23 protein-coding genes are annotated in these 21,405 nt (G+C 63.1%); 12 read left to right on the plus strand and 11 right to left on the minus strand.

From position 1 onward, the window contains the following. The first annotated feature begins 213 nt into the window (after positions 1-213). A complete protein-coding gene (locus QTI33_RS09080; protein WP_286505458.1) occupies positions 214-972 on the plus strand; it encodes a histidine phosphatase family protein in 759 nt (252 codons plus the stop codon). Positions 973-989: 17 nt separating this feature from the next. Then, positions 990-1,877: an NAD(P)H-hydrate dehydratase gene (locus QTI33_RS09085; protein ID WP_286505459.1), complete on the plus strand. Its 888-nt coding sequence runs from the start codon at positions 990-992 to the stop codon at positions 1,875-1,877. 60 nt (positions 1,878-1,937) lie between these two features. Here QTI33_RS09085 and QTI33_RS09090 read toward each other — a convergent pair whose 3' ends face one another. Further along, positions 1,938-2,339, minus strand: coding sequence for a hypothetical protein (locus QTI33_RS09090; protein WP_286505460.1), 402 nt, complete (start codon positions 2,337-2,339; stop codon positions 1,938-1,940). Positions 2,340-2,727: 388 nt separating this feature from the next. Then, the gene (locus QTI33_RS09095; RefSeq protein ID WP_286505461.1) at positions 2,728-2,940 is read right to left on the minus strand and encodes a hypothetical protein; all 213 of its coding nucleotides are present in this window, start codon (positions 2,938-2,940) and stop codon (positions 2,728-2,730) included. A gap of 492 nt (positions 2,941-3,432) precedes the next feature. Between QTI33_RS09095 and QTI33_RS09100 the strand changes: the two genes are divergently transcribed. After that, the gene (locus QTI33_RS09100; protein WP_286505462.1) at positions 3,433-3,936 is read left to right on the plus strand and encodes a DUF892 family protein; all 504 of its coding nucleotides are present in this window, start codon (positions 3,433-3,435) and stop codon (positions 3,934-3,936) included. 706 nt (positions 3,937-4,642) lie between these two features. Next, complete coding sequence (locus tag QTI33_RS09105; RefSeq protein ID WP_286505463.1) at positions 4,643-5,746, plus strand: YihY/virulence factor BrkB family protein; 1,104 nt, start codon at positions 4,643-4,645, stop codon at positions 5,744-5,746. A gap of 69 nt (positions 5,747-5,815) precedes the next feature. Here the strand turns inward: QTI33_RS09105 and QTI33_RS09110 are convergent, their stop codons facing one another. The 5 genes from QTI33_RS09110 to QTI33_RS09130 form a co-directional block, all read right to left on the minus strand. Beyond that, a complete protein-coding gene (locus tag QTI33_RS09110; protein WP_286505464.1) occupies positions 5,816-6,613 on the minus strand; it encodes an OBAP family protein in 798 nt (265 codons plus the stop codon). After that, entirely contained in the window at positions 6,610-6,849 is a 240-nt protein-coding gene (locus QTI33_RS09115) for a hypothetical protein (protein WP_286505465.1), read from the minus strand. Before QTI33_RS09115 ends, QTI33_RS09110 begins: the two co-directional genes overlap by 4 nt. A gap of 444 nt (positions 6,850-7,293) precedes the next feature. Further along, positions 7,294-8,460, minus strand: a complete 1,167-nt coding sequence (locus QTI33_RS09120) for a zinc-dependent alcohol dehydrogenase (protein ID WP_286505466.1) — start codon at positions 8,458-8,460, stop codon at positions 7,294-7,296. A 1,069-nt stretch (positions 8,461-9,529) separates the two neighbouring features. Continuing rightward, positions 9,530-9,757 carry a hypothetical protein gene (locus QTI33_RS09125; protein WP_286505467.1) on the minus strand — a complete coding sequence of 76 codons (228 nt, stop codon included), beginning with the start codon at positions 9,755-9,757 and terminating at the stop codon, positions 9,530-9,532. Positions 9,758-9,854: 97 nt separating this feature from the next. Beyond that, on the minus strand, positions 9,855-10,232 hold the full coding sequence (locus QTI33_RS09130; protein WP_286505468.1) for a hypothetical protein: 378 nt from the start codon (positions 10,230-10,232) through the stop codon (positions 9,855-9,857). Positions 10,233-10,871: 639 nt separating this feature from the next. Here QTI33_RS09130 and QTI33_RS09135 point away from each other — a divergent pair. Together QTI33_RS09135 and QTI33_RS09140 are read left to right on the plus strand one after the other, a co-directional pair. After that, a complete protein-coding gene (locus QTI33_RS09135; RefSeq protein ID WP_286505469.1) occupies positions 10,872-11,144 on the plus strand; it encodes a helix-turn-helix domain-containing protein in 273 nt (90 codons plus the stop codon). A gap of 4 nt (positions 11,145-11,148) precedes the next feature. Next, on the plus strand, positions 11,149-12,498 hold the full coding sequence (locus tag QTI33_RS09140) for a type II toxin-antitoxin system HipA family toxin (protein WP_286505470.1): 1,350 nt from the start codon (positions 11,149-11,151) through the stop codon (positions 12,496-12,498). Between the two features lie 3 nt (positions 12,499-12,501). Here QTI33_RS09140 and QTI33_RS09145 read toward each other — a convergent pair whose 3' ends face one another. Beyond that, positions 12,502-12,765, minus strand: coding sequence for a hypothetical protein (locus QTI33_RS09145; protein WP_286505471.1), 264 nt, complete (start codon positions 12,763-12,765; stop codon positions 12,502-12,504). Between the two features lie 253 nt (positions 12,766-13,018). Between QTI33_RS09145 and QTI33_RS09150 the strand changes: the two genes are divergently transcribed. Then, on the plus strand, positions 13,019-14,446 hold the full coding sequence (locus QTI33_RS09150; RefSeq protein ID WP_286505473.1) for a hypothetical protein: 1,428 nt from the start codon (positions 13,019-13,021) through the stop codon (positions 14,444-14,446). Between the two features lie 278 nt (positions 14,447-14,724). Next, positions 14,725-15,075 (plus strand): hypothetical protein, encoded by a 351-nt coding sequence (locus QTI33_RS09155; protein WP_286505474.1) that lies wholly within the window; start codon positions 14,725-14,727, stop codon positions 15,073-15,075. A gap of 104 nt (positions 15,076-15,179) precedes the next feature. Here the strand turns inward: QTI33_RS09155 and QTI33_RS09160 are convergent, their stop codons facing one another. From QTI33_RS09160 to QTI33_RS09170, 3 genes are read right to left on the minus strand one after another with little or no spacing between them, the layout of a single operon-like run. Next, the gene (locus tag QTI33_RS09160) at positions 15,180-15,335 is read right to left on the minus strand and encodes a hypothetical protein (RefSeq protein ID WP_286505475.1); all 156 of its coding nucleotides are present in this window, start codon (positions 15,333-15,335) and stop codon (positions 15,180-15,182) included. Between the two features lie 28 nt (positions 15,336-15,363). Then, on the minus strand, positions 15,364-16,695 hold the full coding sequence (locus tag QTI33_RS09165; RefSeq protein WP_286505477.1) for a HipA domain-containing protein: 1,332 nt from the start codon (positions 16,693-16,695) through the stop codon (positions 15,364-15,366). Next, on the minus strand, positions 16,695-16,997 hold the full coding sequence (locus tag QTI33_RS09170) for a helix-turn-helix domain-containing protein (RefSeq protein WP_286505479.1): 303 nt from the start codon (positions 16,995-16,997) through the stop codon (positions 16,695-16,697). Before QTI33_RS09170 ends, QTI33_RS09165 begins: the two co-directional genes overlap by 1 nt. A gap of 258 nt (positions 16,998-17,255) precedes the next feature. Here QTI33_RS09170 and hisD point away from each other — a divergent pair, with 258 nt between their 5' ends. The 4 genes from hisD to QTI33_RS09190 are packed head-to-tail and all read left to right on the plus strand — an operon-like array spanning position 17,256 to position 21,394. Then, positions 17,256-18,578 (plus strand): histidinol dehydrogenase, encoded by a 1,323-nt coding sequence (hisD, locus tag QTI33_RS09175; RefSeq protein WP_286505480.1) that lies wholly within the window; start codon positions 17,256-17,258, stop codon positions 18,576-18,578. A 2-nt stretch (positions 18,579-18,580) separates the two neighbouring features. Further along, complete coding sequence (locus QTI33_RS09180; protein ID WP_286505481.1) at positions 18,581-19,342, plus strand: SDR family NAD(P)-dependent oxidoreductase; 762 nt, start codon at positions 18,581-18,583, stop codon at positions 19,340-19,342. Continuing rightward, the gene (locus QTI33_RS09185) at positions 19,339-20,352 is read left to right on the plus strand and encodes a LacI family DNA-binding transcriptional regulator (protein ID WP_286505482.1); all 1,014 of its coding nucleotides are present in this window, start codon (positions 19,339-19,341) and stop codon (positions 20,350-20,352) included. Before QTI33_RS09180 ends, QTI33_RS09185 begins: the two co-directional genes overlap by 4 nt. A 49-nt stretch (positions 20,353-20,401) precedes the next feature. Beyond that, the gene (locus QTI33_RS09190; RefSeq protein WP_286505483.1) at positions 20,402-21,394 is read left to right on the plus strand and encodes a Bug family tripartite tricarboxylate transporter substrate binding protein; all 993 of its coding nucleotides are present in this window, start codon (positions 20,402-20,404) and stop codon (positions 21,392-21,394) included. The last annotated feature ends 11 nt before the right edge of the window (positions 21,395-21,405 follow it).

Raw genomic sequence — 21,405 nt, forward strand, 5'->3', positions numbered from 1 at the left:
GTCATTCCAGAAGGCTCTCGCGGTCTCGGAGTACCTAGTGAAGGCTTTGCCGAGACCGTGGAAAGACTCTGCTGCTCTCTTTCGCTTGCGGGTTCAGCCGCTCCCTCAAAAGGAAGACGGACGGGTCCTACCGACATCGCTGTCGGATTCGGCCTGCGTGATTTCGCGTCGCGCGCTTCGGATCGTCCGCCGTCCGACATGCCAACTTCTTTCATGCATTCCAACTGGCCTCAAAGCCTCTGGCTCGTGCGTCATGGACAGAGCGCGGGCAATGTGGCGCGCGACGCCGCAGAGTCGGGTGGCCTGGCCTTGATCGAGCTCGACTGGCGCGACATCGACGTGCCGCTCGCGGCACTCGGGCGGGCCCAGTCGTCGGCGCTGGGTGACTGGTTCGCGAGCTTGCCGAAGGACGAGCAGCCGGAGGTCATCCTTTGCTCGCCCTATTTGCGTGCGCAGGAGACGGCACGCCTGTTGGCCGAGGCCTCGGGGGTGGCACCGAAGCTGCGGCTTGACGAGCGCCTGCGCGAGAAAGAATTCGGCATCCTCGACCGCTTGACCAAGCTGGGTATCCAGCAGAAGCATCCCGAACTCAACGAGCAGCGCGTGCACGTGGGCAAGTTTTACTTCCGGCCGCCCGGTGGCGAGAGCTGGTGCGACGTGATCCTGCGCCTGCGTAGCATACTGGAGATGGTGACGCGCGAGTACGCAGGCTGCCGCGTGCTCGTGGTCGCGCATCAGGTGATCGTCAATTGCATGCGCTACCTGCTCGAGCACATGGACGAAAAGCAGATTCTCGACATCGACCGTCAGGGCGACGTGCCCAACTGCGGCATCACTTCGTACCGCGCCCAGCGCCGCAAGGACGAGGACGAGACGCTGCAATTGGAATTGGCCAATTTCGTTGCGCCTTTGCGTGAGGCGGCCACTCCGGTCACCACCGCCCCCGACCAGCCTGTGGCGCCCAAGCCCTGAGCGCCGAGCCCGAACCCATGGCAGAGACCCGCGACGCGCCGCTGACTGAAGCCACGCTCAAGCAATGGCCGCTGCCCGAACTGGGCCCGGATGCCGACAAGGAGGGCCGCGGCCACGTGCTGGTGGTCGCGGGCAGCGTCGAAATCCCCGGAGCCGCCCTGCTTGCTGCCACGGCAGCACTTCGCGTGGGCGAACTCACGATCGCGGCGCCCGAGCGCGTGGCATCGGGCCTGGCGCTCGCAATTCCCGAAGCCCGGGTGATCGCGCTCGAGGAGACGCCGGACGGCGGCTTCGATGTCAGCGGCTGCGAGGCTCTGGCACCAATCGCCGAGGGCTTGAAAGCACTGGTCATGGGGCCGGGCATGCAGGACGAATCGCGTAGCGTGATGTTCGTACGCGCGATGCTGTTGATGTTCTCCGGCAGCACAGTGATTCTGGATGCGCTGGCAATGTCGGTCGTGCGCGAGGGACCGTTCTGTTCAAACAGCGTGGTGCTGACGCCTCGTGCGGGCGAGATGGCCTACCTGAGCGGACTGCCCAAGGAGGTGGTTTGCGAGCAGCCGCTGGCCGCCGCGCGGGAAGCCGCCATGCATTGGAACGCGCTGGTGGCGCTGAAGGGCGCGCACACGCACATTGCGCAGCCCGACGGCCGCGCCTGGCGCTTCTCCGGGGGCGGGCCGGGGCTCGGTACCTCGGGTTCAGGCGACACGCTGGCCGGCCTCATCGGTGGCTTCGCGGCACGCGGACTGCCTGCCATGCAGGCCTGTGCCTGGGGCGTGCTCGTTCACGCCCGCGCGGGTGCGGCGTTGGCACGGCGACACGGCGCGGTCGGCTACCTTGCTCGGGAGCTCGCAGGCGAGGTGCCGGCGCTGGTCCATCGGCTCGATCGACAGACGCGGCCTTAGGGCGACTCTCGCTTGCGATGGGTGCCCACACACTACTTTGCGGTCGCTGGCGAAGCCAAGTCAGCTCTTCATGCGCTTGATAGAGGCCTTCGCAGCGCTATGGTCGGCCTTGGCCTGATTGACGCAGGCCGATTTGGCATCGCCAGCCAAGTCGTCGCACTTTTCCTTGGCGACGTCATAGGTCCTCGTTGCTTTCTCCTCCGCCACCTTCTTCGAATGACGGGGGGAAGGCTTATATTGCTGTTCGAGTTCGGCCTTGGCGACGTTCTCAGCGCCCTTGGCCTCCTTCATGCAGACATCCTTCGCGTTGTCCTTCAACGTGTCGCATTTGGCCTTGGCGACGTCGTAGTCGGCGGAGATCTTTTGCTTGGCCACGCTGTACTCGTCCTTGGTCATTGCGTGGGCGCTCGTCAAGACCAGACCGCAGGAGGCGAAGGCGAGTACGAGAAGATGCTTTTTCATGGGAGTCCCTCTGTAAGTTGATTGCTTCGCAGTCCGCACGCCCCGCACTTTCGCGCCGCTGGAGCGCTGCTGACTGAAGATTTACGATAAAGGCTCAGCGGTCCATGACCCGTAGGACGGCGCCCCCGCGCGCCATAAGGAACCCTTCTCCTTGGTGTCGCCGGAGGCGTGGGCCCTGGGCGCGTCGAGGATGTCGCTGATCCGTAGCGCACGTCGCGCACGATGTCCTTGGAGCCACGCTCGCCGGCGCTGGCGTGACTTGTCCGCCTCCTGAACGGTGCGGCCTTGGTGTGCTGATGAGCGGAAAAGGAAGCTTTCCGTTCAATTTCCCATCGGAAGGGCTCTACGTTGCGCTGCGTGATGCCTTCTCTCCCGGCGACGTATGACTCTATTGCGGAGTGCCAGTCTTGTCCTTTGGATTTGTCGGCACATCGGGCCGCTCGCCCGCCTTGCCCATCTGGGGTTTCAGTTCGTTTCGGGTCGGCTTGACTTCGGAACGAGACATCGCGCCAGTCGGCTGAGCAGGATTCGGTTGGTTGTTGATCGTGGTAGACGACTCGCCCTTGGGCAAGTTTGTGTTGGCGCTGTTCTTGTGCTCCATGCGGGCCTCGGATCGCACGGTTTCGCGCGAGGCAGGACTCACGCCATCGGGCTTTTGTGTGGGATTGGGAACGCCCGCTGGAGTCTTTGTACTGGCCTGCCCCCCGACGGCGGGGTCAGGCGCAGCAGGCACGGAGGTGGTCTGCCCAAATGATGCTCCAGTTGACGTAAGCAAGACGGCGCAAGCGAGCGCTGGAAAGATGTGACGTTTCATAGAAACTCCTTTTTAGATAGAGACCGAATCGCGTTATCTCGGCGCTACCGGCCACAGTCACATGTGCTCTCTTCTTAAAATTTAGATGTCAGACAGCTGCCCGAGGTGAGGTAAAAAACTATGAATGTGTCTTTTGACATCTAGTCACTGCGTCCGCCTTGGATCTTCGACAGCTGGTCAGCGCTTCGTCCGACATCTTTGAGTCGCAAAAAGAGCACACCTACCCTTAAGCCTCGCGTCTCACGCGAGATCAAATCACCATTGCAAAAGGGAAATAAAATGTCCACTCCTTCGAGTCTTAAAGATCTTTACACAGACGAATTGAAAGATCTATGGTCAGCGAATGACCAGATGTTGCGCTTTCTTAAGAAAGTCGAGGGTAAGGCCACCGACGAAAGCCTAAAGGAAATGCTGTCCAACTCCCAAGAGGGAATTGCAGAGCACACTGAGCTTCTAAAGGAACTCCTTACCTCAAATGGTGAGGAAGTTGCCAAAGAGCATTGCAAAGGGATGGCAGGGCTGACCGCTGAAGCGATCAAACATACGATGGAGGAAGCACCGGAAGAAGGGGCTGTACTCGACGCGGTGATCATTTCTCAATTTCAGAGAATGACGCATTACGGCATTGCCGGCTTCGGCACGGCAGCGGCATATGCACAGGCGCTGGGTCAAGACGATGACTATCAAACGCTAAAAGGCGCTGTGGAGGATATGTACGGCGGCGACGAATACATGTCCAAACTAGCGGAAACGACCGTGAATATCAAAGCTGGAGACGAGTAGCTAAATTGCAGCTTTTAAGGAGGCGCTGTGCCACCCGTCTCTTGTCGGTCCCTCCTACGCCGCTCGCTGGCGATGGCATCCATCGCGCTTGCAGCCTGTATGGCCCCAGCGCCGCAGCAATCCGGAAGCTGGATCGACCCAACGCTCGGCCCAAACTCTGGACTCCTTCACGGGGCCAAGGTCCTCGTGGCATGTGAGACATGGGATGTCTTCATGCGGCAAGACTGCGTGGATGCTCTTTCCCGCCAGCTGCAATCGAGAGGCGCGACTCCCATCGCTGCCCGTTTCAACGGCTTGCCGGCAAGAGGCAACGAACTTGAGGGGCAATTGATCGCGGACGCCACGAGCGCAGGCGCGGCGACGGTTTTACTAGTTGAACTTGCGCCGGCCGTCATGGGTGGCGGTGGCTTCTCGGGCGCCTCCATCGGAATAGGAGGCTTCAGTTGGGGGCGAAGTGGAGGCGCCGGAATCGGCCTCAGCGCGCCCATCGGGGGGACGGGTTGGGGGAGCACCGGATTTGCAGCACAGGGGCGCATCGTGTCCGTTAGCAACGCTCGCGTGATGTGGAGCTCCACATTCGTCGCCTCGCCTTCTTCAGACCTTGCGTCACAGGTGCGCGACTTGACCCGCGCGTTAGGTGAGGGGTTGCAGGCCGCCGGCTTGTTTTGATCGTTGACCGCTGGCCCACGACTAGTTAGGAACCATCATGAAGCTGACGCACCTTTACCACGTGGGCCGAAAGGCAGTGATGGCTTGGGTCGACGACTACGCGCCGAGCATGGGGGCCGCGATCTCGTACTACACAATCTTTTCCCTCGCCCCTCTGCTCATTATCGTGATCGCCATCGCGGGGGCAGTCTTCGGACGCGAGGTTGTTCAAGACCAGCTCCTGAGCCAAATCGGAGGACTCGTCGGCCAGGACGGCGCCTCTGCCGTCCAGGCCATGCTGGAGGCCGCGAGTGACACAGACAAGGGATTGGTGGCAGGCATCATCAGCGCGGTCGTGCTGCTGGTGGGAGCGACCTCCGTCTTCGGCGAATTGCAGAGCGCTCTTGACCGCATCTGGCACGTACCCGAAAAAGAGAAGCCATCCGGCGTCTGGGCGTTGCTGAAATCGCGAGTGCTTTCTTTCGGTCTGATCCTTGGCCTTGCCTTCCTGTTGATGGTGTCCCTGCTGGTCAGCACGGGCCTTGCCGCATTCGACGGCTGGTTTGGTGGCCTCCTGCCGGGCTGGGAAGTCTTGCTGCAGGGGGTCACCCTGTTGATCTCGTTCGCCATCATGACGCTCCTCTTTGCCATGATCTTCAAACTCATGCCTACGGCGGCAATCGCCTGGCGGGATGTCTGGATCGGCGCCGCGGTGACGGCGCTGCTTTTCGAGTTGGGGAAGTTGCTGATCGGCCTTTACCTAGGCAAAAGCGGCGTGACCGAAGCCTTCGCCGCGGCAGGCTCCCTGGTTGTGTTGGTGGCGTGGGTGTATTACGCCGCTCAGATTTTTCTGCTCGGTGCCGAGTTCACCAAGGTCTACGCCGACGAGCATGGATCGCTGGCCGGTCAGAGGACCGACCTCCCCCTCTCAGCAGACCCGACGCCCGGTCAGAGCGATCCTTCGCCAAGCGTTGTCGCGGCGGACGTGCCCGACTACGCGGGGCTCGCCCGAACCGCGCAGGCACAGCATGAGGTTGACCGGCGCGTGGAAATGGCCAGCAAGCGAGTGGTGCGCCAAGTGATGCTACTGGCTGCACTCTCGCTGACAGAGGGACTCGTTCGCCGGAAAGTGAAACAGATGCGCAAGCGAGCGAAGGCCTGAGAGCAGTTCGAAAGCATTCGAGAGGTGATTGAAGGACCTCGGACCCGTGCGTGGGTCTTCCTGCGCGAGTCACTTGCCGGAGCCGGCCGGCGGCGGCGCCGCGCCCACCGCTGGACGTTGGAGCTCGTGGTGCTCTATGCCCGTCGGATCCGCGAGTTGGACGGCTTTGCCGGCCTGCCAGGCGTCCGCGCCTTCGGCGACTGGGAGCGCGGCGATCGCGTCTCTGCTCTTTCGTTTGTCCTCGCTTCGAATGTCAAAGCGTTTGTCTCGCGCGGCGACCAAGTCGGTGCTCGCCTGTCCGTCGGCGGTAAAGCCCATCATCAGTTGCGGCACGCCGATCGGCAATTCTTTCTGCCGGTCGGTGTGCCAGGTATGCCAGGTCTTACCGTAGGTGCCGACCAGCTTCTGCATCAACGCATGCTCGGCCGCCTGGGGAATGCCGGGCGCAATGAGTTGGCCCGACTTAACTTCGTGCACATGGCTGTGCCACAGACTTTTCTCGGCGGTCGGCAGTTCCCGGAACATCCGCTCACTGACGATGTACTCGACGCCCATGAGCTTCGCGTCTTTCATGTTGCCATCGTAGATCACGCACTGGATCAACTCCTCGTTGAGGATCGCGCAGTAGTGGTGCGCCTCCATCTGGGCCTGCGGCTGCCCGCTGTAGAAGTGGAAGCCGTCGAGGTAGGCATTCAGCGCCTCGATGGGGGGCTTGTTTTGCATGAGCGCGGCACCGCTCTCTAGGGCTCGTGTGGCCGCCTTCTCCTTCGCCCCCGGAGACTCGACATTGGAGGGCGTGTTGCCGCCTCCGCAGCCCCCCGCGCAAACCGCCGCAATGACGGCGGCAGCCCATGCGTCGCGGGTCACTTTTCTCGCTCCGCTTCCTCGGGCCGGGCGCGGTCTTGATAGGGGGAGCTGCCCTGGTTGCTCGACTCGCCTACGCCCGCATCGCCGGGGCGGACGGGCCGCTTGTGGGGAGTGATGGTGTTGGGCTCTACGTCAGCGACATCGCCCCTTTCGGCATCCGTCTTGGCGAACTGCTTCATGGCGTTTTCCGCCGGTGTGGGCTGACGCTCGGGTGTGGCGTGGTCAAGGGCTTTCATGTTTCTTCCTTGCGTTCGTCGTCCGCCGCGGGTTCGGGATTGCGAGAAGGCGTGAGGTCTGCTGTGAGCCCGAACGAGGCTGAGTCGTCTTGCCGGGTGGTCTCGACCGTCCTCTTGGCGGGCATGTGATCCGTGGGCGCCGGTCCGGATTGCGATTCGCCGGCCGCAGTCTTTGCCGTTGAGAATTTTTCTCCTGCGCCGATGTTTGTCCGCGCCGCCGCTTGTCGTCGGCCGCGTTCCGTCTCCGGTCCCTGTCACGGGTGAGTTGTTCATCGAAGTTCCTTTCGATCAATGGACCCACACTCCGCCGTGCCCATGTGGCGCAACGTAGGACATTCACGCTTCCGGACAGGGTACGAGTGCACCACGAGTCGAACACATCGGTATACCTCCCTGTCAGCAGCGCGACGAGTCAATTCATGTCTTAGTCGCTGACCTAGCCATTTACATAGCAGGGGTTAGAACCACCTTGCGGCAATCCTCCAGCTTCTGGTCGAACAGCTTGTACCCCTGTGCTGCTTCAGACAGCGGCAGTCGATGGCTCACAATCACCTCGGGGGAAAGGCGACCTTCCCCGATATGGTTCAACAGCTCCGGCAGGAAACGCTGGACATGGGTCTGACCCGTCTTGATGGTGATGCCCTTCTCGAAAATATCGCCGAACAGGAAGCCGTGAAGGAATCCGGTGTACACGCCCGGCACACTGACGATGCCGCCGCGCCGCACGGCAGCGATGCATTGCCGAAGCGCCTTTCCGCTGCTCGTCTCAAGTTTGAGTTTCGTGAGTGCCGTTTCAATCGCGCTACCCTTGGCTTCGAAGCCAACCGCATCAATCACCGCATCGACCCCTCGCCGATGGGTCGCCTCAATGATGATCTCGGCTGCATCTACGTCGTCGAAGTTGATCGGAATCACACCAAACGTTCGCCGGGCAAATTCCAGCCGGTATGGATGGTGATCGACCATGATGATCTCGCTTGCACCCAGCATCCGGGCGCACGCGGCAGCCATCAAACCCACCGGACCGGCACCGAAAATTGCCAGCGTGGATCCTTCCTTCACCTCTGCGTTGAGAACCGCCTGGTAGCCAGTCGGAAGGATGTCGCTCAGAAACAGCACCTTTTCGTCGCTCAACCCATCTGGGATCTTGATAGGGCCCACGTTCGCTTTGGGCACACGAACCAGTTCGGCCTGCCCCCCGGGGATTCCCCCATAGGAATGGGAAAAGCCGAAGAGCGCCGCACCGGGGCGGATGCCCTTCGAATTGAGGATGGTGCCTTGGTCCGGATTGGTGGACTCGCACGCCGCGAACAAACGCGTGCTGCAGAAGTAGCACGTTCCGCAGGCGATGACGAAGGGGACCACCACGCGGTCCCCGACCTTGAGTTCCGTCACTCCTGTACCTGCATCAACCACTTCGCCCATGAACTCGTGACCGAGGATATCGCCTGAAAGGAGCGTGGGCACCTTCCCTCGGTACAGGTGAAGATCCGACCCGCAGATCGCAGTGGCGGTCACGCGAAGAATGATGTCGTCAGGCTCCTGCAGGACGGGATCCTTCACCGTATCGACTCGGACATCCTTGCTGCCGTGATAGACGAGAGCTTTCATGAACGCAGTCCTATTCAGCCGGCGCCGCTGGGGGCGACGACCTCAAATGCACAGCCCAGCCTCACACATATCGCGCGACGGATCTCGCGCGAAGATCAGCGGGTCGGCCCTCTCCTTGTAGGTGATGCGCCCCCGTATTCGGGCAACGGAGGGCGGCCTGACGCGACCAAACAACGTTTAGAGAGGGTGTCGCGCTCTCTCACCTACATAAACGGTCAACGAATTCCTGGTGCGACAGCGCGATTGAAGTACAGCAACGCCTCGAGAGGCTGCTGCTCGACCCGACTTCGCGACCGCAGCCAATGGCGGCCGCCCCCATGAGCGGACCGCGCCCGTTCAATGGGCCGACGTCCCAGCCGCGGCCACCCGCAGTCGCCCCGAAGGCGCCTCCACTAACCCCGCAGAGTACGATTCGCCCAAACCAGCGGTGGATCGGGCGCCTGCATCTGCAGCGGCGCGGCACCGGCCGTTCTTCGAACCAGAGCCAAACTACGAGCGCAACACCGGCCGCGCTGGCTTTCTCTATGTGGCGCGGAACAACTCCCATCGTGCGGGGGTATACAAGCTCGGCCAGACCACCCTGAATCCACAGGAGCGCATTGACGCCCTGAACCGGCAGCTTGCCGAAGCCGGTGATCTTGGCGAGTTCCACCTCGTGCACGCGTCAGCTCTTCGCGACGCCTATGGACAGGAGCAGCAACTTTTCCATGCCCCTCCAGGAGCGACTTATCGCAGAGGGCCGCGAGTACTTCTTTGCCGATGCATTGGTACTGCGGAAGGCTGCCGACGCCGTTGTGCTAACGCCGCGCGACGCCGGCGCCGCGATCCAGGCGTTCCGCACATGCAAGGAGTGGCTGAATGCTCCGCCTCGCCCCACGCCCAAGCGCGTTTATGCCAAAGCGATTGCAGCGGCGCCAAGATTCACCAGTGCCTACTTGAACCTCGGTGCGCTCTTATGCGAGTGTGGCGATTGCGATGATGCGGTCCGCCTTTTTCCAGGGCCATCGCTGAACGCCCGCGGGGCGTCCGTCGTCACGACCACCCTTGGCACTGGAGTTGGAACAGGAGGCTAGGCCGAGCGCTGTATCGCGGCATTCGACCGAGCGAGCGACGTCAGATCAATGTGGGTCTGGGGCGGTTCAGTAGCCTCAGGTTCAGGGGTGGCGTAGACGACCGGCGCCACTTGCTTTACAGGCGCTGTGCCTGACAGACGGCTTATCAGGATGACGATCAGCACCGCGATCACGGCGCACCCCGCCAGGAACGTGACGACGTCTTCAGCCGTGATGTTCACCATCCTCGTATCGACGCAGACAGGGAGCGAGAAGATTGCGCTGCGAACGCCACCAGTTGCTCTGTCTCGTGCCAAGTCATCTTGCAATCGTACCGCGCGGTCATCGTCGCGGTGCCGTCGAGCGGCAGCGGTCAGATTGACCGGCCTTGAACGTGGACCGGGCGGCCCGGCATCTCGGTAAGGCTGCCAACGACCTAGCCCGCGTGTCCACCTGCGCGAGGAAGATGCCTTCGCTTGAGGCGGAGGTCTTTTGCAGCGACCTAGTACTTTGTTGCCACAATCCGCCCGAAGCCCGCCGCTTCACCGTGGAAAAAGCTTCCTTGGTGCGCATATGCGAGCCAGGTCGGACCAACGGTTTGACCAGCCAGCAGAAGATCGCGATCGCACCCGCGAGACCGACCAGCGCGCCATAGATCTCGCTGCTTCCCCGTCCGACCATGGGCTGCAGCACGGTTGCAACACTGGCCAGGAGGCCCATGAAACGGCACAGACGCAAGCCACGACGATAAGGCCGTTGACCATGGGAATCGACATGATCTTTGCCCTGCGGCTGACAAACGTCTTCATCGACGTGATGGCGCTGGCAGCCGGTTCGCTATAGAAGTGCGTCCCGGCCGCGTTCTCCACGGCATATAAAGCCCCATGGTATTCACCGCTCTTTTGCCGGATGGCCGCGATGTAGAAGACCCCGGGGCTCGCCGATGCGGAGTCGCCAGAACGGTGAAGTGCAGCTCGTGGCCTTCGTCGTCTCGAAGCGTTACGCGCGTTCGAGCGACCGTACCGTCCGCAGTGTGGCCCTCTTTGCGAGCGATGATCTGGCCTGAGACCTTGATGCAGCGAAGCTTGTTGCTTATGACTGGATATTTGACTATTGCTTGGTTGATGCGTTTGTCGGCTGGAACGTCGGTGGCGTCGAATGCGAGATACATGCAAAGCAAATTAGCAAGGTCGAATGCATTCGCGGAAGGCACGTTGGATCGCGGCTATCCCACTTTGGGCCGCTCCGCACTTTCGATCGGTACAAACTGGAAGCTGTAAACATGAAAAACAAACTGTGTTGCGTATTTCGGGGAAACAGCATATAGTTTGTAATCTCAAAAAACAGCTCAAACCTTGTATGCCTGACTTCGTCGTTCGCACGCCCGAGCAGTTGCCCGGCCTCCTCCAGGCGTTTCGCAAGCAGAGCGGCATGACTCAGGCCGAGGCCGCCGTTCGACTGGGGGTGACCCAGCAGACGATGTCCGCACTGGAGCGGAACGCGGAGAAGATCAGCGCTGCCCGCCTGATGAAACTGCTGAGCATCTTGGGTGTTGAGCTGGTGCTGCGCAAGGACGAGGCACCCGCAGCTCCCCAGTCGGCCAGCGCCGGCGACTCCACTCCGATCTGGTAAGCCCATGGGTCGCCGTCCTCATACCCAAGCGCTCGGCCTCTGGATGAATGGGGCCCGCGTAGGCACTTGGCGCATCCACCCTCAGACAGGCGACGTCCTGGAGTACGACGCGGAGTGGGCCCTTGCAGAGCAGGGCCGCCCTCTGTCCCTGTCCCTTCCCTTCATGCCGGGTGGTGCACCGCATCGCGGCGAACGAGTTCGAACCTACTTCGAAAATCTGCTGCCCGACAGCGACGACATTCGAGCCAGGATCGCGCGGCGGTATCAGACCAAGTCCACCGAGGCCTTCCCGCTGCTCGCCGAGATTGGACGCGACTGTGTAGGCGCATTGCAGATTCTCCCGGACGGCGAAGTCCCGGCGGGCGCGGGGCCAGTGCAAGCCTCCCCTTTGGATGAGAGCATGGTCGCGCAGGTGTTGCGCAACACCGTGTCGCCTGCTCTCCAAAGTCTTGGCGACGATGACGACACGTTCCGGATTTCGATCGCGGGCGCCCAGGAGAAAACTGCACTCCTGCGTTTCGATGGCAGATGGTGCATGCCCCACGGGGACACGCCCACAACGCACATCTTCAAGCTCCCACTGGGCCTGGTTGGCGGGATGAAGTACGACATGAGCGGCTCAGTCGAGAACGAGTGGCTCTGTTCCTTGATCCTGAAGGCCTACGGCCTGCCGGTGGCCGCCTGCGAGCCTCTACAGTTCGAGGACGTAAATGTCCTGTCGGTGGAGCGCTTCGACCGCAGCTGGTGGAAAAGCCCCGCAGGCGACATGCGGCTCATCCGACTTCCTCAGGAGGATATGTGCCAGGCCAAGGGCGTGTCGCCGTACGCAAAGTACGAAGAGGACGGCGGCCCCGGGATTGACAGCATCATGGAGGTGCTGGATGGGTCGATGTCCCGCGAAGATGACAAGCGGACCTTTTTCCAGGCGCAAGTGCTCTTCTGGATGCTCTGCGCGACCGATGGGCACGCGAAGAACTTCAGCCTGTTTCTGCGGTCCGGGGGCCGATACCAGCTCACGCCGCTGTACGACGTGCTGTCGGCCTACCCCATCGTCGGCGATGGACCGGGGAAGTTGTCCCCTTTCAAGGCCAAGATGGCTATGGCGATCCGCTCCAAGAATGTGCACTGGAAGATGCGCGAAATCCTGCGCCGACACTGGCTGGCTGTCGGTGAGCGGCACGGGGTGACGACCCCAGACGGACGCGGCTCGGGTTTGGTGATCGACGACTTGGTGAACCGCACGCCGCAGGTGATTCAGCAGGTGCGAGCGCAGTTGCCGAAGGATTTTCCGAAGTCCTTGGCCCAGCCCATCCTCAGCGGGCTTCACGAAGCCGCCAGCAAGATCTCGAACTGACGGTCACCTCTTCGGTCGGGGCCCGATCGCTTTCGGTTGATCGCCGCCAAGTGCTTGGGCTTCCAACGGCAGGCTGGCGCGGGCGATGCGCAATGGCTCTGGCTCGCCCGTGATCGTGACTACCACCCGGGTCAAGCCGCCGTTCGTGGTTGCGAAAACCGCCGTCCCTTCGACGCCCGGCGTGCGCACGGCGCGCAGGATCCGAGCGTCGTTGACCTCGAAGTCTTCCGGCCCGTAGACGAACGGGATGGTTTCGGTGGCGCTCATGCGCAATCGTACCGTCCAGTCGCCAGGGGGTGCGCCGATCGGCGCTCACTTGGCAAGGCGATTGCCGACGCTGCGGTGCCGAACTGGGCCGTTGGGGCGTGCATCCTGGCGGGCGTCTCAACGCTGCTCTGGCGGTGGCTCTGCCGCCGCAGGCGTAGCGACCACGAGTGCCTCCAGACTGACCCGCTGGGGGGCTTTGCCCTTCCAGCCCGTCTTACCGCAGGAAAACGTCCCGTCCTTGCAAGGGTTGCAAGTGCGCACCTCTTCCGCCGTCAGGGTAGATCAGCAAGTCTGCAGTCTCGCCTTCGTCGCGCAGAACGCTTTCGGGCCCGAGCACGACCAAGGCCGTCAACGGTTACCCTTCGCAAGCACCGCTCCTCTGGGTGGCCTTGCGCGCGGAGATTCGCTGTCCGGTTCGTTGTCACTCGGCTGGGATGAAGGCAAGAAGTGGGGTGAGACCGGTGTGAAGATCGGCGCCTCGGCCGTGCTGGCGCCGGCTGCCGCGGCGCGTTTCGGTGCCTCGAAGGAAGGCATCGGTGTGGCAAGTCAGATGTTGCGAACCGGTGCGGCCGCAGGCACGACCAACCTCGGCGTCGAAGCCGGTAGTCGCGCCATCTTCCACCAGCAATTACTGAGCCCCGGTGAGGCCGGGATCGCGTTCGGCGGTGGCGTCCTAGGTGGTGCCGGCAGCCCCCTCACGAACAAGCTGGCCGATCCGGTACTGCGCGGCGGGGTCCACATGGGCTGGGGTGGCGTCACCAGCGGCGGCCTCACCTACCTCGAAACCGGCAGCGCCGACCAAGCTTGGCAGTCGGCCGGCTTGGGCGCAGCCTCGTCATTGAGTCTTGGCAAACTCGAGCCGAACCGTCAGACACTGGATTCCGCGTACCGGAGCGGTCAACAGTTGCGCAGTAGCGTCAATTCCGCTACCCGATCCGCCGGGAATACACTCAAAGCCGCCATGCTCGGGGTCAAGCTGTCGGGCGCGGTGCCCGACATATCAGGCGCGCCCAACCCCGGCACGTGGGGCCGTCCCACTCTCGGTCTGTCGGTGGCAGCCGGTCCGTCCAAGTCAGCCATTTCACCCGAGCCAACGCCTGACGTTGAACCGTCTGCGCCCCGACGGACGCAAGTCCATGGACGCATAGCCGGGGAAGAGATCTGGGCCGAGATTTCCAGCGAGCTCGGAGGCAGCAGCGCAGCGCGGAGCACTCAGCCTGGAATCCGCGGCGCCGTGGCCGACGCTCGGGCAGCCGGACTGATCGGTGCGCAGGGTGAACCCGGCACAGTCGACATGGCATTCCAGCCGCACCGTAACGCAAGTGATGTAAGAGCGGAGTACTGGGTAACTGGCACCCAGCAGCAGTCGGCGCACGTCAATGCGACGTCCGTCTTGCGTGATGCGTCTGGCTACAACCGCAACAGCGCTCCGACGAATCTGATGTCCCCCACCACACATCGCGCGTTCGACAATTTCTGGAAGGCCTGGGCGCGAGGTCAGCCTCGAAGTCGTAGAACGTGCACGGTGGCCGAGATGCGCCAGGTCATGCATGCTGCGATCGACCAGATTCCCAACTTCACGCCAGGTCAGCGCGGAGCCTTGGCCTGGCAATTCGAACTGGAGCTCCATGCACTGGGGCTGCAGGACACCAACGTCGTGCGGATTCCGTACTCCGACTAGAACCCACTTGGCGAACTCGCTAGCAGGTAGGGCAGCCGCGGCCACAGCCATGCAAATCGCTCGGACAAGCTGTGATGTGTTGTTCGATGCAGCAGGCTCCAGTCGGCCAACTGCAGTCATTCAATCGCAAGAAAATCTTGATGCGCAGGATGAAAAGATCTTTCGTTTCGTCTGGGCCTTTGCGGATAGTGTCCGTAGCGCTTGGTGCCGCGTTTACGGCGGCCTGTGTCGCTGTTCGACCGCAGCCGTGGCCACCGCAAGGGAGCAACGCACAGGAGATGGAAACGGCGCGCTCTTTTGTTGACCAACAGATCGTCGCTGCTCGAAAGCAGCCCGCTGCTGGAAAGCTAAGAGAAGAACTCGTCGAAGCCGCCGGAAAGGTGCATCAGCCGATCCTTGTCAAGCGCAAGGCATACCGTCCCCCGGTAATAAGCGCCGAGATCGAGGACGTTGGACTCATCAACGCTTCTAACGCCATCGTGACATTCGACGTCAGATCTGGCTATCCCCCGGGCTCCAACATAACGAACGACTCGAAGGTCTCATACGTCTATGCGCTCTACAAGCGGGACGGCGCATGGAAGGTCGTTGCCGAGTATCAGTTGTTCAGATTTGGCGGAGTGTCGTGAAAACGCGATGAGTGGGAGACGCTTGAAGGCGGCAACTTCCGCTTTGAGGCCCAAAGCCAAAATTGGACTTGCCAAAAAAGCGCGCATTCGACGGTACAGACGCGCTAGGCGAACTCGAAATCGGTGCCAGGGATATGCCGTTCAAGAATCTCGCGCATTTGAGGTTTGCCGGAGTTCTTCTCTCGGTCTCTCGCCTCGCGGACCACGCTGCGCTCTTCGCGGTCTTTGTGCAGGGCGCTCACTTTGACGAATTCCTCCACGGTCAACCGAAGGTATCTGCCGATAGGACTAGAAGTTGTCCGCAGGGAATTTGGGGATGTCGCGCGCCATGCCCAACAAAGCCTGGGCTCGGGCGGCCACGAACTGGGCAAGGTTCTGAACGAAGGCGACTTCCTCACCCGTATATGCGGGGTTTGCCGCCTGCGCCGGTGCCTCTTGAAGCGCGAGCTCGCACAGCCGCGTCAGCTCGCGCGCAAAGTACCTGCGTTCAACGCCCATGCGCACGCAGAAGTCGGCGAGTGCGAACGAGCGCACGGCCTCCAGCTCGAACTCGTCGCCAAATGCCATCGCCAGGTCGTGATGGAACGTCGTGTACTGAACGACGCTCACCAGGTCATACAGCGGTGCCGGGGTGAGCCCTGTTCGGTCGACAAAGAACGATATGTTCTTGCCGTGCGAATCGCTGTTGCCGAAAAGCAGGGTCGTGACGGCCCAAAGCACAAGGCGCTGCATCGCGAGCGCCGGCTGGACGAACCCGGGTCTGAGCGAGCCGAGCTTTTCGAAACTGGCCCCATCGCGAATGTGCCGCACGTCCGGCTGATCCCCCACATTGCGCTCGTACTTCGCACTCACCGACAAGTCCAGCGCCTGGCACCCATCAACGATGTGCAGCCGCTCGACTCCGCCCGACGTCCTGCGCCGGTCGAATCGCTCGATGCTCAACACGGGCGACGGCACCCGCAGGATGCTCACATGCGCGGCGCAAGGCGCTTTCCAGCGCCGCATGCTGATGCGATTGGCCAGCTGCATGCAGAAGTGCTCGTTGGCCACCATGAAAGGCGCCGCCTCGCGCGCCGGCTCTGGCTTGAGGATGTGTGTGGACGACAGGGCCCCGTCGACCAGGAACAGCTCTCCTTCTTCGATGGCCACCAGAAGCTTGTCCTGGTGCCCCGCGATGGACATGCGCACCTTGCCGTCCCACCGGTTGAAGGGTTCGTTCGCGCGGTTGTCGATTCGTGCCTGCAGCTCTTCGAACGGCAGGTGCCGGCTCAGCGACTCCTGCTCAGCCGGCACCTGGTCGGCGGTCACAAAGCTCAGCGCCCCGGCGGTCTCATGCCCGAGGTGGCGAAGAAGCCCGAAGACGTTGTTGCGCGCCACGCGAGCATCATTGGCCGCCACGACCAGCGCCTCGCCTTCAGGGAGCAGGTTTTCCAGGAAACGACGAATGGCGTGCGGCGCCGCGCCGCCCTCCAACGGAAGATGTGGCGAGAGCGGGTACCGGACTGGCAACGCGAGCCATGCCGTGTCGTAGTCGAACTGGAAGGCATCCTGAGCTTGGTCATAGCCCAGCGTGCCGACGCGCACGCCTCCCGCATACACGTCCAGGATGTACCCTGCCATCACCGACCCTCGCTCGGAGATCTCTGAGCAAGCGCCGCTTCGATGGCAGGAATGTCCGCCTTGGGCACAACGAGGATGCTCAGGCCCAGGCTCTCCAGCACCTTGATGAGCTTGTCCGCGGTCACCGGCTTGCCGTTCTCCAAACGCGAAAGCACATCGCTGGAGACGCCGCTGAGGGACGCTGCGTCGTCGATGCGCAGGCGAGACTCGGCGCGTCGATTTCGCACCAGTCGTCCGAGCTGCTCGAGCGTCGAGGCTGCTGGACTCAGATTCTTCTCGAATGCAGGAAGTGTGCGGGCCATATTGTTCCGACGATACGAAACTATACGCTGAAAACTAAAAGCCTTTCATTAGTTTCGGTATTACGGAACAACCGCTCAAGCGTGTCGAGAAGGCTTTTGTTTCGACTTAGCGAAACAAAACTGCGCGAGCGGTGGGCCTGGATCATCGTGGCGTTCTCCCATCGGCCAAACGAGAACATAGGGTTTTCCCTGTTTGCATACGTATGCAAGCAACCCACATTGCATACGTATGCAAATCTTGAACATCCGGGAAAACACATGATCAGATATCTCAAGCGCGGCAAGGACGTCCAGGTCCGCGCCGAGGATGACGCCAAGGTGCGTGCCACGGTCGAAGGCATCATCAAGGCCGTCGAAGCGCGGGGCGATGCGGCCGTGCGCGACTTCAGCCGCCAGTTCGACAACTGGGACCCGGCCGATTTCCGGCTCTCGGCCGACGCGATCGAGAAGGCGCGCAAGAGCCTCTCGGCCCGAGAGATCGAGGACATCAGCTTCGCCCAGAAGCAGGTGCGCAATTTCGCGCAGATCCAGCGCGACTCCATGAAAGACGTGGAGGTCGAGACCTTTCCCGGCGTCGTGCTCGGCCACAGGAACATCCCCGTGAACGCGGTCGGCTGCTACATCCCCGGCGGCAAGTACCCGCTGCTGGCCTCCGCCCACATGAGCGTGCTGACCGCCAAGGTGGCGGGCGTGAAGCGCGTGGTCGCGACCGCGCCGCCCTACCAGGGCGCGCCGCATCCGGCGATCGTCACCGCCATGTCGATGGCCGGCGCCGACGAAATCCTGGTGCTCGGCGGGGTCCAGGCCGTGGTGGCCATGGCCGTCGGCACGCAAAGCATCGCGCCCGTGGACATGCTGGTCGGCCCCGGCAACATGTATGTGGCCGAAGCCAAGCGCCAGCTGTATGGCCGCGTCGGCATCGACCTGTTCGCGGGGCCGACCGAGACGCTGGTGATCGCCGACGAGACCGCCGACGGCGAGATGTGCGCGGTCGACCTTCTGGGCCAGGCCGAGCACGGACCGACCTCGCCCGCCATCCTGCTGACCACGAGCGAACAGCTCGCACGCGACACGATGGCCGAGATCGCGCGTCAACTCGCCATCCTGCCGACCGCCGCGATCGCCTCGGTGAGCTGGGCCGAATACGGCGAAGTGATCGTCTGCGACACGCAGGAAGAGATGCTGCAGAAGGCCGACGAGCTCGCCTTCGAGCACGTGCAGGTGATCACGCGCGACCCCGACTACTTCCTGCAGCACATGACGAACTACGGCGGCCTGTTCCTGGGCGCGCGCACCAACGTGAGCTTCGGCGACAAGGTGATCGGCACCAACCACACGCTGCCGACCAACCGCAACGCGCGCTACACCGGCGGACTCTGGGTCGGGAAGTTCCTCAAGACATGTACCTATCAGAAAGTGCTGACCGACGAGGCCAGCGCGCTGATGGGCGAGTACTGCTCGCGCCTGTGCCACATGGAGAACTTCGCCGGCCACGGCGAGCAGGCCAACCTGCGGGTGCGTCGCTACGGCACCCGGGCCGATGTGCCGTGGTATCAGCCGGTTCCGGCCCTGGAGGCCTGAGCATGCTGCCGCGTGCGCCGAACTTCCGCATCGACGGGCGCCGCGCGCTGGTGACCGGCGCCGGGCGCGGCATCGGCCTGGCTGCCGCCGCGGCGCTGGCGCAGGCCGGTGCCGCCGTGACCCTTGCCGCGCGTTCCGAAAGCGAGCTGCGCGAGGCCTGCCGGCAGATCCGCGCCGAGGGCGGTTGCTGCGACCACCTGGTGCTGGACGTGACCGATTCACAGGCGGTGAACGAAAAGCTCACCGCGGCCGGGCCGTTCCAGATCCTCGTCAACAACGCCGGCCTGAACCGGCCGAAGCCGTTGGTGGAGGTGGAAGACAGCGACATCGACGCCGTCTTCGACCTCAACGTGAAGGCCGCCTTCTACGTGACCCGCACGGTGACGCGCGGGCTGCTGGCGGCCGGCCTGCCGGGCTCGATCATCAACATCTCGTCCCAGATGGGCGTGGTGGGCAGTCCGCGCCGCACGCTCTACTGCGCCAGCAAGCACGCGATGGAAGGCATGACCAAGGCCTTGGCGTGGGAACTGGGGCCGGCGGGCATCCGCGTCAACACAGTCTGCCCGACCTTCATCGAGACCGCGATGACGGCCGGCATGTTCGCGGATGCGAGCTTCCGCGACTGGGTCACCTCGAGGATCGCACTGGGCCGGCTGGGCCAGGTCGAAGAGATCACGGGCGCCATCGTGTTCCTGGCGAGCGACGCCGCGAGCCTCATGACCGGCAGCGCGCTGATGCTCGATGGCGGCTGGAGCGCCGCATGAAGTCCAGCGCCACGGCCCAGGAAGTGGCACGGCTCGCGCAGGTGTCGCAGTCGGCCGTCAGCCGGACCTTCACGCCGGGTGCCAGCGTGTCGGAGGACACGCGCAACCGCGTGCTCGCCGCCGCCAAGACGCTGGGCTATCGGCCCAATGCGCTGGCGCGCAGCCTGATCACGCGACGCAGCCGGATCATCGCGCTGGTGATGAGCTACCTGCAGAACCAGTTCTACCCGCTGGTGATCGAAAAACTCTCTCAAAGCCTGCAGAAGCAGGGCTACCACGTCCTGATGTTCATCAGCGACCTGGAGGAGACCGACGGCGTGCTGGCGGAGATCCTGCAGTACCAGGTCGACGGCATCGTGATGGCCTCGGCGATGCTGTCGCCCGACCTGGCGCGGCAATGCGCCGAGTCGGGCGTGCCGGTGGTGCTGTTCAACCGGGTGCCCGACATCAGCGCATTCGCACGCCACAGCACCAGCTCGGTGACCTCCGACAACCATCGCGGCGGCCGGATGGTGGCCGAACTGCTGCTGGCGCGCGGCCATCGCCGCATCGCTTTCCTGGCCGGCCTCGAAAAATCGTCGACCAACCTGGAGCGTGAGCGCGGCTTCAACGAGGTGCTGGAAGCGGCGGGCGTCGCGGTGTTCCGCCGCGCTGTTGGCCACTACAGCTTCGAGCTCGCGAAAGTGGCCACGCGCGAGTTGTTCGCCGGCGCCGATCTGCCCGACGCGGTGTTCGTCGCCAACGACCACATGGCCATCGCCGCGATGGACGTGCTGCGCCAGGAAATCGGCCTGCGCGTGCCCGAGGACGTCAGCGTGGTCGGCTTCGACGACGTGCCGCAGGCGTCCTGGGGCGCCTATCGCCTCACGACCGTGGTGCAGAGCGTCGAGGACATGGTCGAGGCCACCGTCGAGCTGTTGCACGAGCAGATGCGCGAGGGTACGCACCCTCGGAACGTCGTGATTCCATGCCGCGTCGTCGAGCGCGACTCGGTGCGCGCGGCCGGTTGAGCCGGTCCGCGCTCTTTCATCTTTCATCCATTCGAACAGGAGACTTTTGATGATCCCACGCATCCGCGCATTCGCCGTGGCCGGCCTGGCCTTGGTGGCGCTGGCCGCCGTCCCGGCCTCGGCCCATGCGCAGCAGGCCCCGGCCTGGCCGACCAAGCCGATCAAGTACGTGGTGCCCTTCTCGGCCGGCGGCGTCTCCGACGGCGTGGCGCGGCTGGTGGCGCAGCATCTGGGCGAGCGAATCGGCCAGCCCGTGGTGATCGAGAACAAGCCGGGCGTCTCGGGCATCGTCGGCACGCAGTCGGTTGCTCGCTCGGCGCCCGATGGCTACACGCTGATGGGCGGCACCATCACCACCCACGCGGTCAACCCCTTCTTCAGCAAGAACCTGGGCTACGAGCCTGTCAACGACTTCGTGCCGGTGAACCTGGTCGGCATGGTCAGCAATGTGCTGGTGGTACCGGCGGGCAGCCGCTTCAATTCGGTGGCGCAGATCGTGGCCGAACTCAAGGCCAGGCCCGACAGCCTGACCTACGGCACCGCGGGCGCCGGCACCTCGCAGCACCTGTCGGGCCAGCTGTTCCAGAGCATCACCCACACCCGCATGCGCCAGATCATCTACAAGGGCGGCTCGCAGGCGATGGTGGACCTGATCGGCGGCCAGATCGACATGGTGTTCGAGACCGTCGCGGCGGCGCGGCCGATGATCGACGGCCAGCGCGTGAAGGTGCTCGGTGTGACCTCGAGCCGGCGCCTGGCCAGCTTGCCGGGCGTGCCCACGCTGGCCGAAGCCGGCGTGTCCGATTTCGAGATGCAATCGTGGCAAGGCGTGTTCGCGCCGGCAGGAACGCCGAAGCCGATCGTCGACCGCCTGAGCCGCGAGATCGCTGCGATCGTCGCGCTGCCCGATGTGCAGGAGAAGCTGCGCAAGCTCGGCGTGGAGCCCGACGGGCGCGCCTCCGAGGCCTTCACTGCGTTCCAGCGCGCCGAAATCGCGAAATGGGGCAAGGTGATCCAGGAGGCCGGCATCCAGGCCGAATGAAACCATCCCAC

The sequence above is a fragment of the Variovorax davisae genome, assembly GCF_030316845.1.
Taxonomy (GTDB): domain Bacteria; phylum Pseudomonadota; class Gammaproteobacteria; order Burkholderiales; family Burkholderiaceae_C; genus Variovorax; species Variovorax davisae.